Annotated in this window: 17 protein-coding genes; 9 read left to right on the top strand and 8 right to left on the bottom strand. The window is 70.7% G+C overall.

The annotated features are described in order from the left end of the window. Positions 1-401 precede the first annotated feature (401 nt). The 3 genes from AB0M83_RS44835 to dnaE all read right to left on the bottom strand — a co-directional run bounded on the left by AB0M83_RS44835 (position 402) and on the right by dnaE (position 7,157). Positions 402-1,598 carry a low temperature requirement protein A gene (locus tag AB0M83_RS44835; protein ID WP_364527621.1) on the bottom strand — a complete coding sequence of 399 codons (1,197 nt, stop codon included), beginning with the start codon at positions 1,596-1,598 and terminating at the stop codon, positions 402-404. Between the two features lie 420 nt (positions 1,599-2,018). Next, positions 2,019-3,500: an MFS transporter gene (locus tag AB0M83_RS44830; protein WP_364527618.1), complete on the bottom strand. Its 1,482-nt coding sequence runs from the start codon at positions 3,498-3,500 to the stop codon at positions 2,019-2,021. A gap of 72 nt (positions 3,501-3,572) precedes the next feature. After that, entirely contained in the window at positions 3,573-7,157 is a 3,585-nt protein-coding gene (gene dnaE / locus AB0M83_RS44825; protein WP_364527616.1) for a DNA polymerase III subunit alpha, read from the bottom strand. Positions 7,158-7,711: 554 nt separating this feature from the next. Here dnaE and AB0M83_RS44820 point away from each other — a divergent pair. From AB0M83_RS44820 to AB0M83_RS44800, 5 genes are read left to right on the top strand one after another with little or no spacing between them, the layout of a single operon-like run. Then, the gene (locus AB0M83_RS44820; RefSeq protein ID WP_364527624.1) at positions 7,712-8,359 is read left to right on the top strand and encodes a FadR/GntR family transcriptional regulator; all 648 of its coding nucleotides are present in this window, start codon (positions 7,712-7,714) and stop codon (positions 8,357-8,359) included. After that, a complete protein-coding gene (locus AB0M83_RS44815) occupies positions 8,356-9,783 on the top strand; it encodes an amino acid permease (RefSeq protein WP_364527613.1) in 1,428 nt (475 codons plus the stop codon). The genes AB0M83_RS44820 and AB0M83_RS44815 overlap by 4 nt, the downstream gene beginning before the upstream one ends. Continuing rightward, positions 9,780-10,694, top strand: a complete 915-nt coding sequence (locus tag AB0M83_RS44810) for an asparaginase (RefSeq protein WP_364527610.1) — start codon at positions 9,780-9,782, stop codon at positions 10,692-10,694. Before AB0M83_RS44815 ends, AB0M83_RS44810 begins: the two co-directional genes overlap by 4 nt. Then, entirely contained in the window at positions 10,694-12,085 is a 1,392-nt protein-coding gene (aspA, locus tag AB0M83_RS44805) for an aspartate ammonia-lyase (RefSeq protein WP_364527607.1), read from the top strand. The genes AB0M83_RS44810 and aspA overlap by 1 nt, the downstream gene beginning before the upstream one ends. Before the next feature lie 50 nt (positions 12,086-12,135). After that, positions 12,136-13,761 carry a CocE/NonD family hydrolase gene (locus AB0M83_RS44800; protein WP_364527604.1) on the top strand — a complete coding sequence of 542 codons (1,626 nt, stop codon included), beginning with the start codon at positions 12,136-12,138 and terminating at the stop codon, positions 13,759-13,761. 100 nt (positions 13,762-13,861) lie between these two features. Here AB0M83_RS44800 and AB0M83_RS44795 read toward each other — a convergent pair whose 3' ends face one another. Next, entirely contained in the window at positions 13,862-14,614 is a 753-nt protein-coding gene (locus AB0M83_RS44795; RefSeq protein WP_364527601.1) for a metallophosphoesterase, read from the bottom strand. After that, positions 14,611-15,243: a GntR family transcriptional regulator gene (locus tag AB0M83_RS44790; protein ID WP_364527598.1), complete on the bottom strand. Its 633-nt coding sequence runs from the start codon at positions 15,241-15,243 to the stop codon at positions 14,611-14,613. The genes AB0M83_RS44795 and AB0M83_RS44790 overlap by 4 nt, the downstream gene beginning before the upstream one ends. A gap of 45 nt (positions 15,244-15,288) precedes the next feature. On the opposite strand from AB0M83_RS44790, the gene AB0M83_RS44785 reads away from it, so the two are divergent. Then, positions 15,289-16,458, top strand: a complete 1,170-nt coding sequence (locus AB0M83_RS44785; protein ID WP_364527595.1) for an aminotransferase class V-fold PLP-dependent enzyme — start codon at positions 15,289-15,291, stop codon at positions 16,456-16,458. 33 nt (positions 16,459-16,491) lie between these two features. Here AB0M83_RS44785 and AB0M83_RS44780 read toward each other — a convergent pair whose 3' ends face one another. Next, positions 16,492-17,439 (bottom strand): SDR family NAD(P)-dependent oxidoreductase, encoded by a 948-nt coding sequence (locus AB0M83_RS44780; protein ID WP_364527592.1) that lies wholly within the window; start codon positions 17,437-17,439, stop codon positions 16,492-16,494. 40 nt (positions 17,440-17,479) lie between these two features. After that, positions 17,480-18,616, bottom strand: coding sequence for an acyl-CoA dehydrogenase family protein (locus AB0M83_RS44775; protein ID WP_364527589.1), 1,137 nt, complete (start codon positions 18,614-18,616; stop codon positions 17,480-17,482). Positions 18,617-18,677: 61 nt separating this feature from the next. Between AB0M83_RS44775 and AB0M83_RS44770 the strand changes: the two genes are divergently transcribed. Next, positions 18,678-19,094, top strand: a complete 417-nt coding sequence (locus tag AB0M83_RS44770) for a cupin domain-containing protein (RefSeq protein ID WP_364527586.1) — start codon at positions 18,678-18,680, stop codon at positions 19,092-19,094. On the opposite strand, the gene AB0M83_RS44765 is transcribed toward AB0M83_RS44770, so the two are convergent. Next, entirely contained in the window at positions 19,091-19,555 is a 465-nt protein-coding gene (locus AB0M83_RS44765) for a MarR family winged helix-turn-helix transcriptional regulator (protein ID WP_364527583.1), read from the bottom strand. The two genes, AB0M83_RS44770 and AB0M83_RS44765, sit on opposite strands and share 4 nt — an antisense overlap. Positions 19,556-19,629: 74 nt before the next feature. Here AB0M83_RS44765 and AB0M83_RS44760 point away from each other — a divergent pair, with 74 nt between their 5' ends. Together AB0M83_RS44760 and AB0M83_RS44755 are read left to right on the top strand one after the other, a co-directional pair. Next, positions 19,630-20,175: a carboxymuconolactone decarboxylase family protein gene (locus AB0M83_RS44760; RefSeq protein ID WP_364527580.1), complete on the top strand. Its 546-nt coding sequence runs from the start codon at positions 19,630-19,632 to the stop codon at positions 20,173-20,175. A 107-nt stretch (positions 20,176-20,282) separates the two neighbouring features. Continuing rightward, positions 20,283-21,725, top strand: coding sequence for an MFS transporter (locus AB0M83_RS44755; protein ID WP_364527577.1), 1,443 nt, complete (start codon positions 20,283-20,285; stop codon positions 21,723-21,725). The last annotated feature ends 91 nt before the right edge of the window (positions 21,726-21,816 follow it).

The following is a 21,816-nucleotide window of genomic DNA, read 5'->3' as shown; positions in this document are numbered from 1 at the left end:
TAAGCACGCCGCCAGCGTTCGTCCTGAGCCAGGATCAAACTCTCCAACAATGAACAGTTTAATCGAGGCAAATTAATGCTCTCAAAGGAACCTCATACGAGGTTCAATACATAAGCTCTACTGGCTTAGTTCACTAGCACACTGTTGAGTTCTCAAGCAACACACTCTGAATCCACCCGCTTTATCGGCGGCTGAAACTCTCGGCGATTGTTTCAAGCTTTGTTGTTCCGAGACCAACGCCTCGGTTCAGGACCACCCACTCTACCACGTTCGTGGGAGCTTGGTTCGTGGCCCCGGCGGCCGCCCGGTTTCCCTGGCGACTTGGAGAACTTTACATGCCCCGAAACGGCCTCGCACAGGGGGGTCCCCTTTCTTCGCGCCAAGCCCCTGACCTGCGTCGATCAGCCGAACTGGGGCTGCCCGCGGGTCGCGACGACCGTCAGCGCGACGAGCGCCGCCGACAGCACCGCGGCGACGTGGATCGGCGCCGGCGTGAACGACGCGGCGACGACGAGCACCGCGGTCACCGGGAAGCCGATGGCGATCGGGCGGCACTCGTTGGTCGGCCCGATGTGCAGCAGCCACACGCTCAGCAGGAAGATCGCGACCGGCAACGTCGTCGGCAACGCGGCGGCCACCCCGCCGAGGCCGTGCAGCGTCCCCGTGTCGTAGGCGACCGCCACCTCGAGCCCCGCCCCCACGGCCGCGGCGGAGGCGAAGATGAAGTAGTGGCCGTAGCCCCAGCTCATCGACGTGAACATCGTCGGCCGGCGGACGAGCCGCGCGTGTCCCGGCCGGTCGAAGTACAGCCACCACATCGAGAACACGAGCACCAGGCCGGCCGCGGCCAGCGAGATCAACGCGCCGAGGTGCTCGGCTTCGGCCGTGCCCTCCTTGATGGCGGTCGTCGCGCTGAGGATGACCTCGCCGAGCACGATCAGCGTGAACAGGCCGTACCGCTCGGCGATGTGGTGCGGGTGCCACGTGGTGCCGTGCCGCCTCTCCGCCCAGACCGGCACGGCCATCTCCAGCACCGCGAACACGACGAAGGCGATCACCCGCACTCCGTGCGGCAGCCACAGGTAGGAGACCCACAGCACCTGGACCGCCGCGATCCCGGCGGCGTAGCGCAGCGCGGCGGGCCGGCACCCGGGGTCCGACCGCGCGGCCCGGAGCCACTGGAACACCAGCGCGAGCCGCATCAGGACGTACCCGATGACCATCAGCCGGAAGTCGCCCTCGAACGCGCTCGACACCGCCGCCGCGACGGTCAGCCCGCCGGCGATCTGCACGAGCGTGGCCAGCCGGTACGGGACGTCGTCGGTGTCGAACGCCGAGGCGAACCAGCTGAAGTTCAGCCAGCCCCACCAGATCGCGAAGAACACCATGGCGAACGACGAGACGCCGTGGGCGGCGTGGCCCTCGGCCAGCGCGTGGTGCAGCGACGCCGCGGCCTGCCCGACGGCGACCACGAAACAGAGGTCGAACAGCAGTTCCAGGGGCGTCGCGACGCGGTGGTGCTCACTGCTGTCGCGCGACCGCATCGGCCGGTACCAGACCCGGAGCCGGTTCCCCGGCCGCAACGGCTGCTCGGTCATCGAAGCTCCTGCGCTCGTGCCTGTCGGACGCGGTCATCCCAACATGATCACGAGCCGGGTGGAAGCACGACACGAAGAACGGGCGGGCCCGGTTCCCCCTCACCCGGGCCCACCCGCTGCCGTCACGCGCCGGCAGCCGCCGATGGGCATCCCTTCCGCGGTTGCCGGACGGTCCCCCGCGGACGCCGACAACGCACAGGATGGAAGGTGACCGAGTGTGTCCATTCCCTCGAACTCCGGACGCCTCGATCGCTCGTGCCGGTCACCCCATCCCCGGGTGGCCGACCGATTGCCACTGTCGGTAGCCGAAGCCGCGCAGTGAAGGCTCCATAAGATCTACCCGGTTGCTCTGCGTAGCACCAGTGTCTTTCCGTGCTCGTCACTCGGATGGAGCATCGCCACTTTGCCGAAAGTAGTGTCTCAGCCTCGGTGGACGTCCGCGGCGGTCGTTTCGGCCTTCCGGGTCTCCTGATCCTGCTCGGAAGATTGCGCACGGTGGCGCCGCGCCCGGAGTTCGGCGATCGCGAGGGCCAGCGCGGTGCACGTCAGACCGGCCGCGCAGCACAGCGCGACGGTGAGCGCGAGCGGGTAGTCCGTCGCCGAGCCGACGACGGTGCCGAACACCGACGCGAGGACGGCGGTGCCGATCGCGGTGCCGATCCGCTGACCGGTCTGCAGCGCGCCGCCCGCGACCCCCGCCATCCGGACCGGCACGCACTCCAGCGTCAACGTCGTGTTCGGCGAGATCACCATGCCGCCGCCCACCCCCGCGAACGCCAGCGGCAGCGCGAACGCCCACCCGGACGCCGACGGCGGGACGAGCTCGGCGAGCAGCGCGACGGCGAGCAGGCCCACCGCGACCATGGCCAGCCCGGTCACGGTCAGCCGCCGGCCGTAGGTCGGCACCAGCCGCCCGGCAACGGCCGCGGACACCGCCGAGCCGACCGCGAACGGCGTCACCGACAGCCCGGACTGCAGCGGCGTGTAGCCGAGGCCCTGCTGGAAGAACATCGCGAAAACCAGCCAGATCCCGGCGAACCCGCAGAAGTAGAGCGCGCCGACCGCGGCACCCGCGGAGTACCCCGGCGTGCCGGTGAACAGCCGGGTGTCCAGCAGCGGCGACCGGCCGCGCCGGACCACCGAGCGTTCCCAGCGCACGAACGCGTACCCGAACACCAGCGCGACGACGAACATCCACCACAGCCGGGCGGGGCCGTCGGAGTCGGATTCGATGACCGGCAGCAGCACACCGAGCACGGCGACCGCGAGCAGGACGATGCCGAGGAAGTCGATCTCCGAGCGCACCCGGAACTGTTTCTTCTCGCTGCGCGGCAGCAGCCGCAAGGCCAGCGCGAACGCGAGGACGCCGATCGGCACGTTGACGTAGAACACCCAGCGCCAGCCGTCCTGGGCACCGAAGGCGGCGAGGATGACCCCGCCGAGGATCGGCCCGACGGCGGTCGAGATCCCGACGACGGCGCCGAACATCCCGAACGCGCGGCCGCGCTCGGCGCCGCGGAAGAGGTCCTGGATCAGCCCGGTGTTCTGCGGGGTCAGCATGCCCGCGGCCATGCCCTGGGCGAGGCGCGCGATCACGAGCGTCGTCTCGTTCGGCGCGGCTCCCGCCAGCGCGCTCGTGATGACGAACGCGGCGAGGGCGCCGAGGAACATGGTCCGGCGGCCGAACGCGTCGCCGAGCCGGCCGCCGGTGACCAGGACCAGGCCGAACGCCAGCGCGTACCCGGAGACGACCCAGCGGATGCCGCCGCTGCTCGCGTGCAGCCCGGACTGCATCGACGGCAGGGCGACGTTGACGATGCTGACGTCGAGCAGGCCCATGAACCCGGCCGTCAGCGAGACGGCGAGCGCTTTCCAGCGGCGGGGGTCGGGTTCGTAAGTCATCCTGTCCAGCAAACACGAAGGGCGGGACCCGCGCGCGTTGTCCGCCGCGGTCCCGCCCGTTTCGTACCGAACCTACGTACTTGCGGTGATTCCTCGGATGCCCTTGAGCTCGCCGATCAGCATGGAGCTGACCTTCACCGGGTAGTCGTGGAGCGCGAACACCGTCTGGTTCCGGCCCACCAGCTTGAGGTGGACCATCGTTTCACCCTTGTGGGCGAGCAAAGTGGACCGCAGTTCGCTCACGACGGACTGGTCGATCTTCTCCGCCGCGGCGAGCAGGACCAGCGGCGGCTCGTCGTCGCCGTTGCCCGTGCCCACCTCGGACAGGTCCAGCGTCGCGAGGCCGCCGCCGAAGATCGACATCTTGTCTTCGCGCCAGTTGACCCGGCCCTTGACCAGCACCGCGTTGTCCTCGATCAGCTCGCTCGCGAACAGCGCGTACGACTTCGGGAAGAAGAGCACCTCGAGGGAGGCGTCCATGTCTTCGACCGTGCAGATCGCCCAGGGCTCGCCCTTCTTGTTGACGCGCCGTTCGAGCGAGGTGATCAGCCCGGAGATGACGATCTCGCCTTCCCGCGGCGGATCGGCGAGGATCCCGGCGATCGGCTTCGGGGCGTGCTTGCGCAGGATCCGCTCGGCGCCGTCGAGCGGGTGCGCCGAGACGTACAGGCCGAGCATCTCGCGTTCGTAGGCGAGCAGCTGCTTGCGCGGGTACTCCTCCTCGCCGAACCTCAGGTGCGCGAGCGGCGACGACGACGGGGCCGCCTCGCCCTCGTCCCCGCCGAAGCCGAACAGGTCGAACTGGCCCATCGCCTCCTGGCGCTTGAGCGGGACGACGGCTTCGACCGCGTCTTCGTGGACCTGGATCATCGACAGCCGCGTGTGGCCGAGCGAGTCGAACCCACCCGCCTTGATCAGCGACTCGATGACCCGCTTGTTGCAGACCACGAGCTCGGACTTGTCGAGGAAGTCGGTGAAGGAGGCGTACTTGCCCTTCTCCGCGCGCGTCTTGATGATCGACTCGACGACGTTCGCGCCGACGTTGCGGACGGCACCCATGCCGAAGCGGATGTCGTCCCCGACGGCCGCGAACCGCAGGGCCGACTCGTTGACGTCCGGCGGGAGCACCTTGATGCCGAGGCGGCGGCACTCGGACAGGTAGACCGCCGACTTGTCCTTGTTGTCGCCGACCGAGGTGAGCAGGGCCGCCATGTACTCGGCCCGGAAGTTCGCCTTGAGGTAGGCGGTCCAGTACGAGATCAGGCCGTACGCGGCCGCGTGGCTCTTGTTGAACGCGTAGCCGGCGAACGGGAGGATCGTGTCCCAGAGCGCCTTGACGGCCTCGGCGGAGAACCCGCCCGGGACCAGGTCGCTGGCCTTCATCCCGGCCTCGAAGCCCTCGTACTCGAGGTCGAGGACTTCCTTCTTCTTCTTGCCCATCGCGCGGCGGAGCACGTCCGCGCGCCCCATCGTGTACCCGGCCACCTTCTGGCCGATGTGCATGATCTGCTCTTGGTACACGATCAGGCCGTACGTGTCGGCCAGGATCTCCCGCAGCGGCTCGTCGAGCTCCGGGTGGATCGGCTTGACCTTCTGCCGGTTGTTCTTCCGGTCGGCGTAGTCGTTGTGCGCGTTCATGCCCATCGGGCCGGGGCGGTACAGCGCGCCGACCGCGACGATGTCGTCGAACACCGTGGGCTCCATGCGGCGCAGCAGGTCACGCATGGGGCCGCCGTCCAGCTGGAACACGCCGAGCGTGTCGCCGCGGGCCAGCAGCTTGTACGTCTCGGGGTCGTCGATCGCCAGGGTGTCGAGGTCGATGTCGATCCCGCGGTTGGTCTTGATGTTGTCGATCGCGTCGCCGATGACGGTGAGGTTCCGCAGGCCGAGGAAGTCCATCTTCAGCAGGCCGATGGCCTCGCACGACGGGTAGTCCCAGCCGGTGATGATCGAGCCGTCGTCACGCTGCCACAGCGGGATCGCGTCGGTCAGCGGGTCGCAGGACATGATGACCGCGCAGGCGTGCACGCCGGCGTTGCGGATCAGGCCTTCGAGGCCGCGGGCGGTCTCGAAGATCGTCTTGCACTCTTCGTCGGTCTCGACCAGGGCGCGGACCTCGGCGGCCTCGCCGTAGCGCTCGTGCTTCGAGTCGACGATGCCCGAAAGCGGGATGTCCTTCGCCATGATCGGCGGGGGCAGCGCCTTGGAGATCTTGTCCGCGATCGCGTAGCCCGGCTGCCCGAAGTGGACGCGGGCGGAGTCCTTGATCGCGGCTTTGGTCTTGATGGTGCCGAACGTGATGACCTGGGCGACCTTGTCCGAGCCGTACTTGTCGGTCGCGTACCGGATCATCTCGCCGCGCCGGCGGTCGTCGAAGTCGATGTCGATATCGGGCATCGAGACGCGCTCGGGGTTCAGGAACCGCTCGAACAGCAGCTTCTGCGGAATCGGGTCCAGGTTGGTGATACCCAGGACGTACGCGACCAGCGAACCGGCCGCCGAACCACGGCCGGGGCCGACCCGGATGCCGACCTTGCGGGCGTAGCTGATGAGGTCGGCGACGATCAGGAAGTAGGCCGGGAAGCCCTTCCCGATGATGACGTCGAGCTCCTTCTCGATCCGCTCGGGGTACCCCTCGGGCGGGCCGTCCGGGAAGCGCCACTTCAGGCCCTTGGCGACCTCTTCGCGCAGCCAGCCGCCCTGGTCGTAGCCCTCCGGCACCTCGAAGAACGGCAGCCGGTCCTTGTGCGAGTAGACCTCTTCGTAGGACTCGACGCGCTCGGCGATCATCAGCGTCGTGTCGGCCGCGCCGGGGACTTCCTTGTCCCAGTACTCGCGCATCTCGGCGGCGGACTTGAGGTAGTAGCCGTCGCCGTCGAACTTGAAGCGGGTCGGGTCGTTGAGGGTCTTGCCGGCCTGGACGCACAGGAGCGCCGAGTGCGTGTCCGCCTGGTCCTTGGTGACGTAGTGCGAGTCGTTCGTGGCGATCGGCTTGAGGTCGAGCAGGCGGCCGACCTCCAGGAGGCCCTCGCGGACCGACCGCTCGATCGGCAGGCCGTGGTCCATCAGCTCGAGGAAGAAGTTGTCGGCGCCGAAGATGTCCTTGTAGTCGGACGCGGCCTGGATCGCCGCTTCCTTCTGGCCCAGCCGCAGCCGGGTCTGCACCTCGCCCGACGGGCAGCCGGTGGTGGCGATGATGCCGGTGTGGTTGTCCGCGATCAGCTCGCGGTCCATCCGGGGCTTGCGGTAGTAGCCCTGCATGCTGGCCAAGGAGGACAGCTTGAAGAGGTTCCGCAGCCCGGTGGCGTTCTGCGCGAGCATCGTCATGTGGGTGTAGGCACCGGCGCCCGAGACGTCGCCGCCCTCGCCCAGCTCGTCGGAGCCGCGCTGGTTCGACTGGCCCCAGAAGACGGGCTTCTTGTGGAACCGGCTCTCCGGTGCGACGTAGGCCTCGATCCCGATGATCGGCTTGAGGCCGTGCTTCTTCGACTGCTGGTAGAACTCGTCGCCGCCGTACATGTTGCCGTGGTCGGTCATGCCGACCGCGGGCATGCCGAGGCGCGCCGCCTCCGCGAAGAGGGGGGCGATCTTCGCCGCACCGTCGAGCATCGAGTACTCGGTGTGGACGTGCAGGTGGACGAAGGAATCGTTCGACACCAGCGAAAACCTCCCCTAGGTGAATGGGACCGGCTGCGCCCGGGTCACTCACCCTAACCCGTGGCTCTCGCCGGGCGCGCACGCGCTCGCCGGGGTCGATTCTGCTCCTCGCGGGAGGTGTTCCGCCGCTGCGACGCGCCCCCTCTTCGGGCGGTGGTGAGCACGGCCACGCGCCGCTGCCGGGCGATCACTCGGGGACGCCGCTGGGGGGTCGGTGGGGCGCGGCTGCCGGGTCGCGAATGACTCATTCGCGGCGCCGGAGGTCCCGAGTGAGTCATTCGCGACCTCCCCGCCGGGCCTGCGGAGTGGGCCGGCACGCGGGCGGCGGGTCAGGTGAGCGGGCCCCGTCCCCGATGCAGTGAATGACCCATTCCTGGCGCCGGACGCAGGGAAAGGGTCATTCACTGCGTCCCGGCGGCCGCGCGCACCGGTGAGGTGAGCCACAGCCGCCCCGGCTCGCGTTGACACCGGCACCCCCGGCACCGAGCATTCCCCGCATGAACCTGTCTGACAGCCAGACAGCCGGACAAGGCGGTCTCCGGCGGATCAGCGCCATGGAAGCCGTGCTGGCCCACCTGCGGCGGCTGATCGAACGCGGGGAGTACCCCGTCGGCGCCAAGCTTCCCTCCGAAGCCTCCCTGAGCAGGGAGTTCGAGGTCAGCCGGTCGGTCATCCGGGAAGCTCTGCGCGGCCTGCAAGCCCTCGGCATGACCGAGTCCAAGACCGGCAAGGGCACCTTCGTCACCGCCGCCGGGCCCGCCGACAACCCCACCTTCGGGCCCTACTCCGCCCGCGACCTCATCGAGGTGCGCCGGCACGTCGAGATCCCCGTCGCCGGCTACGCGGCCCTGCGGCGCAGCCAGGACGACCTCGACCTGCTCGGCCACCTCGTCGAGCGGATGGACGCCGAGACCGACAACACCGCCTGGGTCGCGCTCGACTCGCTCTTCCACATCACCATCGCCCAGGCCTCGGGCAACCCCGTCTTCGGGAAGGTGATCGAAGAGATCCGGGACGCGCTGGCCCGCCAGTCCGCCTTCCTCAACCAGCTCGGCGGCCGGCGCGCGCGGTCGAACGCCGAGCACCGGGAGATCGTCACCGCGATCGAGAGCGGCTCCGAGCAGGACGCCGTCGCCGCCATGACCGCGCACCTCACGCACGTCGAAGCCACTCTGACCAGCATCGTGAACGGGGACCGGTGACCGAGCAGACCCTCACGGCCTCCGCCCACACCACCGACGCGGGCGACGCCGGCTACGCCAAGGCCCTCAAGCCGCGGCACGTGAACATGATCGCCATCGGCGGCGCGATCGGCACCGGCCTCTTCCTCGGCGCCGGCGGACGCCTCGCGCAGGCCGGGCCGGCCCTCGCGATCGTCTACGCCGTCTGCGGGCTCTTCGCCTTCTTCGTCGTCCGCGCGCTCGGCGAGCTCATCCTCTACCGGCCGTCCAGCGGCGCCTTCGTCTCCTACGCCCGCGAGTTCATGGGCGAGAAGGGCGCGTACGTCGCCGGCTGGATGCACTTCCTCAACTGGTCGACCACCGGCATCGCCGACATCACGGCGATCGCGCTCTACGCGCACTTCTGGTCGTTCTTCTCGCCGGTCCCGCAGTGGGTGCTCGCGCTGATCGCCCTCGCCGTGGTCCTGACGCTGAACCTGGTCTCGGTGAAGCTGTTCGGCGAGATGGAGTTCTGGTTCGCCATCGTCAAGGTCGCCGCGCTCGTGCTCTTCATGCTCATCGGGATCTTCCTGCTGGTGACGCAGACGCCGATCGACGGCGCCGCCCCCGGCCCGCAGCTGATCACCGGGCACGGCGGGATCTTCCCCACCGGGCTGCTGCCGATGGTGCTGATCGTGCAGGGCGTGGTGTTCGCCTACGCCTCGGTCGAGCTGGTCGGCGTCGCCGCCGGCGAGACCGAGCACCCGGAGAAGATCATGCCGAAGGCGATCAACTCCATCATGTGGCGCATCCTCGTCTTCTACGTCGGGTCGGTCGTCCTGCTGGCGATGCTGCTGCCGTGGAGCTCCTACACCAAGGACCAGAGCCCGTTCGTCACCGTGCTCTCGCACCTGGGCGTGCCCGCGGCCGACAGCGTGATGAACCTGGTCGTGCTCACCGCGGCGCTGTCCAGCCTGAACTCCGGCCTCTACTCGACCGGCCGGATCCTGCGGTCGATGGCCAAGGCGGGCTCGGCGCCGAGGTTCACCGGCGTGATGAACCGCAACCACGTGCCCTACGGCGGCATCCTGCTCACCGCGTCGGTCTGCGTGCTGGGCGTCGGGCTGAACTACCTGGTGCCGAAGGAGGCCTTCGACATCGTGCTGAACTTCGCCGCGATCGGCATCCTCGCCACCTGGGCGATCATCGTGGTCTGTCACCTGCTCTTCGTCCGCAAGACCCGGCGCGACGGCCTCGAGCGGCCCGCGTTCCGGCTGCCGTTCTCGCCGTACACCGAGATCGCGACGCTCGTGTTCCTTGCCGCGGTCGTCGTGCTGATGGGCTTCGACGAGACCGGCCGGATCACCCTGCTGGCCCTGCCCGCGATCGCCGTCGCGCTGGTCGTGGGCTGGTTCGCGGCGCGCAAGCGGATCGACATGCGCGCGTTCGACGAGGAGGGCATGTGAACCACGAACCGCTGGTCGAGCTGGTGCGCGACGGCCTGGTCGAAGGCGTGCACCACGGCTCCGCGATCGTGCTCGCCCCGGACGGCACCACGCTCTTCACCGCCGGCGACCCGGACGCCGCGATGTACCCGCGGTCGACGGCGAAACCGGTGCAGGCCACGGCGATGGCCCGGCTCGGGCTGCGCCTGTCCCCCGCCGGGTTCGCCATCGCGGCGGCCAGCCACTCCGGCGAGCCGCCGCACCTCGACGCCGTCCGGGACGTCCTCGGCGGACGCTCCCCCGACGCGCTGGGCAACCCGGCCGGCTTCCCGTACGACCCGGTCGAGCGCGACCGCTGGCTCGCCGCCGGCCGCGTCCCGAGCCGGCTCGCGCACAACTGCTCCGGCAAGCACGCGGCGATGCTCGCCACCTGCGACCTGAACGGCTGGAGCACGGACGGCTACCTCGACCCGGCCCACCCGCTGCAGCGCGCGATCGCCGCCACCGTCGAGGACCTGACCGGGCACGGCATCGAGCGGGTCGCGGTCGACGGCTGCGGCGCACCCCTGTTCGCGACGACGTTGCGCGGGCTCGCCACGGCGGTCGCGAAGATCGCCACGGCCGCGCCAGGCACCCCGGACCACCTGGTCGCCGACGGGATCCGCCGGCACCCGGAGCTGGTCGGCGGCAGCCGCCGCGACGTCACCGCCGTCATGCGCGCGGTGCCCGGGTTGATCGCGAAGGACGGCTTCGAGGCCGTCCAGGTCGCCGCGCTGCCGGACGGCACGGCGATCGCGGTCAAGATCGCCGACGGCGGTGACCGGGCGCGCCTGCCCGTGCTGGCCGCGGCGCTGAAGCTCTGCGGCGTCGACGTACCACCCGGCCCGGAAAACCTGCGGGTGACCGGGAAATTTCTCGTGGGGAGCCTGTGATGACCACCCGCCGCGAACACGACCTGCTGGGCGACAAGGACGTTCCCGCCGACGCGTACTGGGGCGTGCACACCGCACGGGCCCGGGAGAACTTCCCCATCACGGGCACGACGCTCGCCGCCTACCCGCACTTGATCGAGGCCTTGGCTTCGGTCAAGGAGGCCGCGGCGCGCGCCAACGCCGAGCTGGGCCTGCTGGAACCCCGGATCGCCGACGCGATCGGCGAAGCCTGCCGCGAGATCCGCGAAGGCGCGCTGCACGGCGAGTTCGTCGTCGACGTCATCCAGGGCGGCGCCGGGACGTCGACCAACATGAACGCCAACGAGGTGATCGCGAACCGCGCCCTGGAATTGCTCGGGCACGCGAAGGGCGACTACCACGTCGTGCACCCCAACGAGCACGTCAACCTCGGGCAGTCGACGAACGACGCGTACCCGACCGCGGTGAACGTCGCGACGATCCTCGCCGTGCGCGGGCTTTCCGAGGCGATGATCGTGCTGGAGCGGGCGTTCGCCGCGAAGGCCGTCGAGTTCCACGACGTCCTGAAGATGGGCCGCACGCAGCTGCAGGACGCGGTCCCGATGACGCTCGGCCAGGAGTTCCGCACCTACGCGGTGATGCTGGGCGAGGACCGGCTGCGGCTGAACGAGGCCGTCGCGCTGCTGCACGAGATCAACCTGGGCGCGACCGCGATCGGCACCGGCCTCAACGCGGCGCCGGGGTACGCCGAAGCCGCGTGCCGCCACCTGCGCGAGATCACCGGGCTGCCGGTCGTCACCGCGGCGGACCTGATCGAGGCGACGCAGGACTGCGGTGCGTTCGTGCACCTGTCCGGCGTGCTCAAGCGGATCGCCGTGAAGCTGTCGAAGAGCTGCAACGACCTGCGCCTGCTGTCGTCGGGCCCGCGCGCCGGGCTCAACGAGATCACTCTCCCGCCGGTGCAGGCCGGGTCGTCGATCATGCCCGGCAAGATCAACCCGGTGATCCCCGAAGTGGTCAACCAGGTCGCGTTCGAGGTGATCGGCAACGACGTCACCGTGACCATGGCCGCCGAGGCCGGGCAGCTGCAGCTCAACGCGTTCGAGCCGATCATCCTGCACGCGCTGTCGGAGAGCATCACGCACCTGGGCGCGGCCTGCCGGACGCTGGCGACGAAGTGCGTCTCGGGGATCACGGCGAACGTCGACGTCCTGCGCTCCTACGTCGAGAACTCGATCGGGCTGGTCACCGCGCTCAACCCGAGCATCGGCTACGCGGCCGCGACCGAGATCGCGAAGGAGGCCTTGGCGACCGGGCGCGGTGTCACCGAGCTCGTCGTCGAGAAGGGCCTGATCCCGGCCGAGGAGCTGGCGAAGCTGCTGCGTCCGGAACGGCTCGCCCGGGCGAACTGAGGTACCGTCGGATCCGGAAGGACCTACTCCACTTCGGAAGGCAGGCGCCCGTGCTGGACCGACTTGTCGACAAGATGCTCGGGCTGCCCCACGCCGAAGGCCCCAAGCCGGTCGTGACGCGCGATCTCACCGTGCCGATGCCCGACGGCGTCACCCTCCTGGCCGACCGGTATGCCCCGGCCGGGACGACGTCGGCGCCCGTGGTGCTGATCCGCACGCCGTACGGCCGCAAGGGCATCCTGTCGAAGCTCTTCGGCGACACGTTCGCCCGCCACGGGCTGCAGACGGTCGTCCAGAGCACCCGCGGCTCGTTCGGCTCCGGCGGCGACTTCCGGCCTTTCCACCTCGAACGCGAGGACGGCGTCGCGACCGCCGAGTGGCTGCGCGCGCAACCGTGGTGCGACGGGACCATCGGCATGGCCGGCGCCAGCTACCTCGGGCACACCCAGTGGGCGGTCGGCCCCTACCTCGACCCGCCCCTGGCCGCGATGTGCCTCGGCGTCACAGCGTCGGAGTTCGTCTCGACGTTCTACCCGGGCGGCGTGCTCGCGGCGGACAACATGGTGTCGTGGTCGGCGATGATCGGCCGCCAGGAAGAACGCTTCGCCGCGCTGCCCAACCCGCTGCAGAAGCGCAAGACGCGGAAAGCGATGTCGTTCCTGCCGCTGAGCCGCGCCGACGTCGCCGCGATCGGGAAGCCGGTGCAGTTCCTCCAGGACATCACCGAGCACTTCGTGCCGGACGACGACTACTGGTCCATGTCCGACCACAGCGCCGAAGTCGCGAAGCTGGACGTCCCGGTGTCGATGGTCACCGGCTGGTACGACCTGTTCATCGGCTCGCAGCTGCGCGACTTCCGGACCCTCGCCGAGGCGGGCAAGGCGCCGCGGCTCACGATCGGGCCGTGGGCGCACGGCGAGCCCGCCAGCATGGGCCCGATGATCCGGGACCAGCTCGGCTTCCTGCGCGCGCACCTGCTCGGCGACCGGACATTCCTGCAGCGCGCCCCGGTCCGGCTGTTCCTGCAGGGCGCCGGGACCTGGCTCGACTTCGAGTCGTGGCCGCCGCCGTCGACGGCGACCGCGTCCCACCTGCGGCCGATCGGCGGGCTCGGCGAACGGGCCGGCGACGGGGCGCTGCCGACGACGTTCACCTACGACCCGGCCGACCCCACGCCGGCGGTCGGCGGGCCGCTGCTGACCGGCGACTGGAAGCAGCGCGACAACCAGGAGGTCGAAGCGCGGCCGGACGTCCTGGTGTTCACCGGCGAGCCGCTGCCGTCGGACCTCGACGTCATCGGCGAGGTGACGGCGACCGTGCACGTGCGCACCGAGCTCCCGCACGCCGACGTCTACGTCCGGCTGTGCGACGTCGACGCCGGCGGGGTGTCCCGCAACGTGACCGACGGGATCCGCCGGCTGCGGCCGGGATTCCCGGTGGCCGGCGACGACGGGGTCGTGACGGCGGAGGTGACGCTGGATCCGACGGCCTACCGCTTCCGCCGCGGCCACCGGCTGCGGGTCCAGGTGGCGGGCGGGGCGTTCCCGCGGTTCGCGCGCAACCACGGGACCGGCGAGCCGGTGACTTCGGCGGTGAAGGGGAAGCCGAACCGGTTCGAGGTGTTCCACGACGCGGCCCGGCCGTCGAAGATCACCCTGCCGGTGTTCAGCCACTGACCCCTGCTCTCAAGGCGCCACTTTCGCCGTGAAAGTGGCGCTTCGAGGGCCCCAAAGCGGAGCTTTCCCTAGGAAAGATGCGTGGTTTGGGAGGGGAATCTCAGTATGTGGGTGTGCGGTGGTGCGTGGTGACCCGGCCGTCGTCGTGCAGGACGTGCAGCAGCAGGGACGGCGGCCGCTCGTAGTCCAGCGGCCCGCCCTCGTCCCAGCCGCGGCCGGCGCCCGGCTCGACCGGCAGCAGCGACTGCGAAACCACGCCGGGCGCGATGCGCAGCGGCACGCCGGCGAACGTCGTCGACGCGCCCGTGTGCACGTGCCCGGCCAGCTGCGCCACCACGCGCGGGTGGCGGTTCAGGACCGAAGCCAGCCGCTCCTCCCCCGACTGCCGGATCGCGTCGACCAGCGGGACGCCGACCTCGACCGGCGGGTGGTGGAACGCCACGAACGCCGGGCCGTCGCCACCGGCCAGGACGCCGTCGAGCCACTCCAGCGTCTCGTCGGCCAGGAAACCCGCGCCACGGCCCGGGATCGTCGAATCGCGCATCGCGAACAGGACGCCGCCGACCTCCCGCGCGACGTCGATGGGCGCGTCGGACGGCGGCAGGCCCAGCAATCCCTCGCGGAACGCCGCCCGGACGTCGCGGTTGCCCGGGCACACCAGCACCGGCGCCGGGTGCTTCAGCAGCTCGGCGGCGCGGGCGTACTCCGACGGCGCGCCGTGGTCGGCGATGTCGCCGGTGATGACGACGGCGTCCACCGCGAGATCCGCCAGGTACCCCAACACGGCGGCGACCCGCTCCTCGGCGCGCGGTCCGTCGTCCAGGTGCAGGTCGCTCAGGTGCGCGATGATCATCTTTCGTCCTTCCCCAGGTACGCCAACGCCTTCACCCAGTTGCGGACGAGCACGGCCGATGCGGCCGGCAGGTCCCCGTCCCGCAGGGCGGCGGCGATCCGGCGGTGCTCGCCGATGCTCTCCGCGGCACGGGCCGCCCCGCCGAAGTAGCAGGATTCGTACCGCTTGAGCAGCGGCTTCGTTTGCCCGATCAGCCTCAGCAGGTGCGCGTTCGGGCAGCGGGACAGCAGCAGCTCGTGCCACCGTTCGTCCACTTCGGACAGATCTTCGCCGCGCTCCAGCGCCACGGCCATCTCGTCGGCGACGGCGTCGAGCGCGTCCGGCAGCCCGGCCAGCTCCAGCGGCGACGTCCAGCGCAGGGCGAGCGCCTCGAGCTCGGCGACGAGCGGGTAGAGGCGGCGGGCTTCGTCGGGGTCGAACGGCGGCACCAGGAATCCCCGGCCCGGCGCGGAGACGAGCAGCCCACGGTCGGCGAGCCCGATCAGCGCCTCGCGCAGCGGCGTCCGGCTGACGCCCAGCTCGCGCGCCAGGTGCACCTCGTTGACGCGCGCGCCGGCGGCGAACCGGCCGTCCAGCACGCGGGTGGTGATCTCCTCGATGAGGTCGCTGCGCAGCGGCGTCCGGGCCATGGCGGCAGTATTGCATACAGAAGATCTCTACTGTATTCAGTTCACATGACCTTCGACGTCGACCGCGCCCGCCGTGAAACGCCCGGCTGCGCCGAAGTGGTCCACTTCAACAATGCCGGTTCCGCGCTCCCACCGGCCGTCGTGACCGATACGGTCGTCGGCTACTTGCGCCACGAAGCGCTGGTCGGCGGGTACGAGGCGGCCGCCGAGGCGTCGGATCGCCTCGAGGCGGTGTACGCATCGGCGGCGCGGCTCGTCGGCGGCGAACCCGACGACGTCGCGATCACCGACAACGCGACGCGCTCGTGGCAGGCGGTGTTCTACGCGCTGCCGTTCCAGGCCGGCGACCGGATCCTCACCTCCCGCGCGGAGTACGCCAGCAACGCGATCGCGTTCCTCCAGGTCGCCAAGCGCACCGGCGCGGTCGTCGAGGTGATCGGCGACGACGAATCGGGCCAGCTGGACGTCGAAGATTTGCGCCGGCGCGTCGACGGCGACGTCAAGCTGATCGCCATCAGCCACGTGCCCACCCAGGGCGGCCTGGTCAACCCGGCCGAGGCGGTCGGCGCGGTCGCCGAAGCGGCCGGGATCCCGTTCCTGCTCGACGCGTGCCAGTCGGCCGGGCAGGTCGATCTCGACGTCACGCGCCTGAAGTGCGACGCGCTTTCGGTGACCGGCCGCAAGTACCTGCGCGGCCCGCGCGGCACCGGCTTCCTCTACGTGCACCCGCGGCTGCGGGAGCGGCTCGAGCCCGCGATGCTCGACCTGCACTCGGCGGTCTGGACGTCGCCCACCGAGTACGTCGTCGACCCGACCGCCAAGCGCTTCGAGGTGTGGGAACGCGACTTCGCGGCGGTGTTCGGCCTCGGCGCGGCGATCGACTACGCGCTCGAGTGGGGCCTTCCCGCCATCGAAACGCGCGTCGCCTCACTGGCCGCCACCCTGCGCGCCCGGCTCACCGAAGCCGGAGCGCGCGTGCACGACACCGGCGCCCGCAAGTGCGGCATCGTCACCTTCAGCTTCGACGGCACCCCGGCCGCCGACATCAAGGCACGGCTCGCGGCGGCGAACATCAACACGTCGATCTCGTCGCGGACGTCGGCCCAGTTCGACTTCACCGCGCGCGACCTGCCCGACATGGTCCGGGCGTCGGTGCACTACTACAACACCGAGGAGGAGATCGACCTGCTGATGCAGCAGATCGAGAAGCTGTGACAGGCGAGGCTCCGCCACCCGCCCCCCAAACCGCTAGAAGGCGTTCACTCCGGTGAGCTCGGCCGACACCGTCCACAGCCGCTCGGCCAGCACCGGGTCGACCGCGTAGTCCTTGACGCCTTCGCGGCCACCGTCGGCGGGCGCGGGCTCGGCGATGTCGCAGTCTTCGAGGTAGACGCCGCCGAGGCCGTCGAGCTGCGGCGACGTCGCCCCCCAGACCTGCGTCGCCGCGCCCTCTTCGGGCGTCTTGGCGCCGCCGGTGACCTGCCCGGTCTCGTCGACCATGCCCGCGTCGACCAGTTCCTGGCGGTCCAGGTGCCGCACCAGATCGGTCAGGATCCGGCCGGGGTGCAGGGCGAACGCCCGGACACCGCGCTCGCGCGCGAGCTTGTCGAGCTGGACTGCGAAGAGGACGTTCGCCGTCTTCGCCTGGCCGTAGGCGAGCCACTTGTCGTAGCCCCGCTCGAAGTTCAGGTCGTCGAAGCGGACCGGGCCGTAGTGGTGGCCGCGCGAAGACACCGACACGACGCGCGCGCCCGGAGTGAACGTCGGCCAGAGCCGGTTCACCAGGGCGAAGTGCCCGAGGTGGTTGGTCGCGAACTGCGCCTCCCAGCCCGGCCCGACGCGCGTCTCCGGCGACGCCATGATCCCCGCGCTGCCGATGAAGACGTCGATGCCCCGCCCCGAAGCGAGGAACCGCTCGGCGAACGCGCGGACGCTGTCGAGGTCGCCGAGATCCAGCTCGTCGATCTCGACGTTGTCGAAGCCTCGCAACGCTTCTTCCGCCGTCGCGCGGCGGCGGGCCGGGACGACGACGTGCGCGCCCGCCCGCGTCAGGGCCCGGGTCGTCTCGAGCCCGATGCCGGAGTAGCCGCCGGTGACGATCGCGAGCTCGCCGGTCAGGTCGATGCCGGCCAGGACCTCGGACGCCGTGCTGGTGGCGCCGAAGCCCGAGCCGATCTTGTGCTGTGCGGTGGTCATGCTTCCGACACTAGGAGCTGGAGTGAACTCCAGCGCAAGTTCAGTCCTTGAGCAGCTGCCGCGCGATCACGAGCTTCTGGATTTCGCTGGTGCCCTCGTAGATCCGGAACAGCCGCGCGTCGCGGTAGATCCGCTCGACCGTGACGCCGCGGACGTAGCCCATGCCGCCGTGCACCTGGACCGCGCGGTCGGCGACGCGGCCGAGCATCTCGGTGCAGAACAGCTTCGCCGACGACGGCCCGAGCTTGCGGTCCTCGCCGGAGTCGTACTTCGCCGCGGCTTCGTGCACCATCGCGCGCCCGGCCGCGAGCTCGGCGTGCGACTCCGCCAGCAGCGCCTGCACGAGCTGGTACTCACCGATCACCCGGCCGCCCTGACGCGCCGTCCGCGCGTACTCGACGGCTTCGGCGAGCGCACGTTCCGCCATGCCGACGCACAGCGCCGCGATGTGCAGCCGGCCGCGGGCGAGCGAGGCCATCGCGATGCCGAAGCCCTTGCCCTCCTCGCCGATCAGCGCGTCGGCCGGCAGCTCGACGTCGTCGAAGACCACCTCCGACGTCCACGCGCCGGCCTGGCCCATCTTGGCGTCGTGCGGGCCGACGGTGACGCCTTCCGCGCCGGCTGGCACCAGGAACGCGGAGATGCCGCGGCTGCCGGTGCTGTCGAGGTCCGTGCGCGCGAACGCGACGAAGACCTCGGCCAGGGGCGCGTTGGTGATGAACCGCTTGGTGCCCGAGAGGCGGTAGCGGTCGCCGTCGCGGACCGCGCGGCTGGTCAGCCCGCCCGGGTCCGAACCGGCCTCGGCCTCGGTGAGCGCGAACGACGCGATCGCCTGGCCCGCGGCCAGCCGGGGCAGCCAGCGGGTGCGCTGGTCCGGCGTCCCGTAGTGCACGATCGCCTGGCCGGCGATGCCGTTGTTGGTACCGAACAGCGACCGGAACGCGGGCGTCGTGTGGCCGAGCTCGATGGCGAGCCGGACGTCCTCGGCCATGCCCAGGCCGAGCCCGCCGTACTCCTCCGGCAGCGCCCAGCCGAACAGGCCCAGCTCGGCGGCCTTGTCCCGGATTTCGGCGGGGATTTCGTCGCGCTCGTCGATTTCCGCCTCGCGCGGCACGACCTCCTTGCGCACGAACTCCCGCACCGCGCCGAGCACCTGCCCGAAAACCTCCGCGTCCATGCGGGCACGGTACCCGGATCGCGGTGCCCACGAACGCGCCCGGACGCGGTAGCTTGGGCCGATGCGCAAGCCGCTCACGGTTCTCGCCGCCGCCGCGCTGGCCGCGGTTCTGCTGCCCTCGTCCGCTTCCGCGACGCCCGGCAGTGGCGTCACCGGCACGATCCTGGCCCAGAAGACGATCGGCCACACCGACTACACGCTGCGGGAGATCACCGTCCAGCCCGGCGGCTACACCGGCTGGCACTTCCACGACGGCACGCTCTACGCGTACGTGAAGGCCGGGACGCTCACGCACAACCTGGCCGACTGCAGCATCGACGGCATCTTCGGCACCGGGCGCGCGTTCACCGAGCAGCCCGACCAGGTGCACATCGGCCGCAACCTCGGATCGACGCCGCTGGTGCTGGAAGTCCTGTACGTGCTCCCGGCGGGCAGCCCGCTGTCGGAGGACGCGCCGGACCCGGGCTGCGGTTTCTAGCTGGAGAACCAGCCCGCGGCGTCGAGCCGGTAGGCCGCGGGGCCGACGACCGCGCGCAGGTCGGTCTCGAGCGCGCTCATCCGCTCGGCGCCGACCGTGCGGGCCCAGTCTTTTCTCAGCTCGTCGAAGATCTCCGCGGACTTCGTGAGCGCGTCGACGCCGTGCGCGGTGAGCCGCACGATCTTGCGGCGCGCGTCGGCCGGGTCCTCGGCGCGCTCGGCGTACCCGAGCGCTTCGAGCCGCTCGACGGTCTTGCCCGCCGCCTGCTTGGACACGCCGAGGCGGCGGCCGATCTCCGACGCCGTCGCACCCTGGACGCCGATGGCCTGCATCGCGAAGCCGTACGACGGCCGGACGTCGGGGTGGCCCCGGCGCGCGAGCTCGGCGTGGAGGCGGTCGATGAGCGTGCGGAAGCCGCCGAAGAGCAGGAAGGGCAGCTCGTAGCCGGGCGAGTCGGTCATGACCCCTTGCCAAACTCGACAACCAGGTTTACGGTTTCGACAACCACATTGTCGATACTACGTCTGGAGACGTCTTGTTCCCGGATCACACCCCGGAGTCTGCACCCCCGGCCGCGCGCCCGACGATGGCGGCCACCGCGAAGAAGTTCGGCCACGTCCCGCCGGCCGTCGCCCGGATGGCGACGTCACCGGAGACCCTGAACGGCTTCCTCAAACTGAACGCGATCTTCGAGTCCACGACGCTGCCGGCGCTGGAGCGGGAAGTCCTGATCATGACGGTGGCCACGCGCAACGGCTGCCACGTCTGCGTCGCGATGCACACGGCGTCGCTCGAGGGGCTGTCCGCGGCGCCGGAGCTGGTGTCGGCACTGCGGGCGCAATCGTCGTTGCCTTCCCCGCGACTGGAAGCGCTGCGGCAGTTCGTGCACGCGGTGATGGACACAACGGGCGACGTCCCACCCGGCGCGCTGGAGGCGTTCGTCGGCGCGGGGTTCACGCCGCGCAACGCGCTGGAGGTGGTGCTGGGCATCGGGACGTACACGGTGTCGACGTACGCGAACCGGTTGATCCAGGCACCGCTGGACGAAGCCTTCGCCGGCCACGCCTGGCACGCTGCCTGATCAGCCAGGGCAGCTGGCATCTCCGGCGGATTTTCTTCCGCTCCCGTGTCCGGTCCGCTCCGGCGGCTCCGACCCCTTGGTGATCGGACCACCGAGAAGGAGTCGAAATGGACAAGCCGGCCGGACGGCGGGAGTGGCTGGGGCTGACGGTGCTCGTGCTGCCCACCCTGCTCGTCGCGATGGACATGACCTCGCTGTTCCTCGCGCTGCCGCAGCTCAGCGCCGAGCTCGGGGCGAGCGCCACCGAGCAGCTGTGGATCACCGACAGCTACGGCTTCGTCGTCGCCGGGTTCGTGATCACCATGGGCACGGTCGGCGACCGGATCGGGCGCCGCCGGTTGCTGCTCTTCGGCGGCGCCGCCTTCGCGGTGACGTCGGTCGTCGCCGCGTTCTCGACCAGCCCCGAGATGCTGATCGTGGCCCGGGGAGCGCTGGGCGTCGCCGGGGCGACGCTGATGCCGTCGACGCTCGCCCTGATCACGAACATGTTCCGCGACGACCGGCAGCGCGGGAAGGCGATCTCGATCTGGGCCACGTGCCAGTTCGCGGGTGGCGCGGCCGGTCCGGTCCTCGCCGGGTTCCTGCTTCAGCACTTCGCGTGGGGCTCGGTGTTCCTGGTCGCGGTGCCGGCCATGGGCGTGCTGCTCGTCGCCGGGCCGGTCCTGCTGCCGGAGTTCCGCGCGCCCGCGTCCGGACGGCTCGACTTCGCCGGCGTCGGGCTCTCGCTGGCCGCGGTGCTGCTGATCGTGTTCGGCCTCAAGCAGCTGGCCGCCGGCGAGCTGCTGGTGCCGCTCTTCGCGGTCGCCGCCGGGGCCGCACTGGGCGCTGTGTTCGTCCGCCGTCAGCTGACGACGTCGCCGCCGCTGCTGGACCTGCGGCTGTTCCGGAACCGGCCGTTCACGGCGGTGCTGGTCGCGCTGGTGGTCGCCGGCGTCGCGATGGCCGGCGTCGGGCTGCTCGTGACGCAGTACCTGCAGAGCGTCCTGGGCTACTCGCCGCTCGCGTCGGCGGTGCTGTTCGCCCCGATGGGGCTGGGCGTCGCGGCGGGCACGATGACGGCGCCGTCCCTGACCCGCTGGATGACCCCGCCAACGGCGATCGCGGGCGGCTTGCTGATTTCGGCGGCGGGCGGCGTCCTGCTGGCCTTCACCGGCGGTCTGCCGCTGACGATGCTGGGGATCGCGGTGCTGACGCTGGGCACGGGCCCGCTGTTCGCGCTGGGGATCGGCCTGGTGCTGGGATCGGTCCCGCCGGAGCGAGCGGGCTCGGCGGCCTCGATGGCGGACACGGGCAACTACCTGGGCGGCTCACTGGGCCTGGCCCTGATCGGCCTGACGGCGACGGCGGTGTACCACGCGGCGTTCCCGGCGGGAACGACACTCGCGGTCGACGTGACGCACGCGGAGGTGGCGAACCAGGCGAAGGCGGCGTTCACCACGGCGGTGAACGTGACGGGCGTGATCGCGGCGGCGCTGTTCGCCGGGCTGGCCTTGCTGGTGACGACGATGCGCCGCACCGAGCCGGCGCCCGAACCGGCGATGGCCGAATGACCGGCGGCGCCCCCGAGAGCCTCGGGGTCCGGGCCGGGCGCACCGTCGAGTCGGGCACCCTGGACGAGCTGCGGCACCTGGGCCGGATCAC

The organism is Amycolatopsis sp. NPDC051106 (genome assembly GCF_040682775.1).
Lineage (GTDB): Bacteria > Actinomycetota > Actinomycetes > Mycobacteriales > Pseudonocardiaceae > Amycolatopsis.
This window is presented reverse-complemented; position numbering and strand designations above follow the sequence as displayed.

What these genes read in the sequence shown, in the direction of transcription:
- AB0M83_RS44785 (WP_364527595.1), top strand. Translation starts at nt 15,289, where the DNA reads ATGACCTTCGACGTCGACCGCGCCCGCCGTGAAACGCCCGGCTGCGCC.
- AB0M83_RS44780 (WP_364527592.1), bottom strand. Translation starts at nt 17,439, where the DNA reads ATGACCACCGCACAGCACAAGATCGGCTCGGGCTTCGGCGCCACCAGC.
- AB0M83_RS44790 (WP_364527598.1), bottom strand. Translation starts at nt 15,243, where the DNA reads ATGGCCCGGACGCCGCTGCGCAGCGACCTCATCGAGGAGATCACCACC.
- AB0M83_RS44775 (WP_364527589.1), bottom strand. Translation starts at nt 18,616, where the DNA reads ATGGACGCGGAGGTTTTCGGGCAGGTGCTCGGCGCGGTGCGGGAGTTC.
- aspA (WP_364527607.1), top strand. Translation starts at nt 10,694, where the DNA reads ATGACCACCCGCCGCGAACACGACCTGCTGGGCGACAAGGACGTTCCC.
- AB0M83_RS44830 (WP_364527618.1), bottom strand. Translation starts at nt 3,500, where the DNA reads ATGACTTACGAACCCGACCCCCGCCGCTGGAAAGCGCTCGCCGTCTCG.
- AB0M83_RS44770 (WP_364527586.1), top strand. Translation starts at nt 18,678, where the DNA reads ATGCGCAAGCCGCTCACGGTTCTCGCCGCCGCCGCGCTGGCCGCGGTT.
- AB0M83_RS44795 (WP_364527601.1), bottom strand. Translation starts at nt 14,614, where the DNA reads ATGATCATCGCGCACCTGAGCGACCTGCACCTGGACGACGGACCGCGC.
- AB0M83_RS44835 (WP_364527621.1), bottom strand. Translation starts at nt 1,598, where the DNA reads ATGACCGAGCAGCCGTTGCGGCCGGGGAACCGGCTCCGGGTCTGGTAC.
- AB0M83_RS44765 (WP_364527583.1), bottom strand. Translation starts at nt 19,555, where the DNA reads ATGACCGACTCGCCCGGCTACGAGCTGCCCTTCCTGCTCTTCGGCGGC.
- AB0M83_RS44755 (WP_364527577.1), top strand. Translation starts at nt 20,283, where the DNA reads ATGGACAAGCCGGCCGGACGGCGGGAGTGGCTGGGGCTGACGGTGCTC.
- AB0M83_RS44820 (WP_364527624.1), top strand. Translation starts at nt 7,712, where the DNA reads ATGGAAGCCGTGCTGGCCCACCTGCGGCGGCTGATCGAACGCGGGGAG.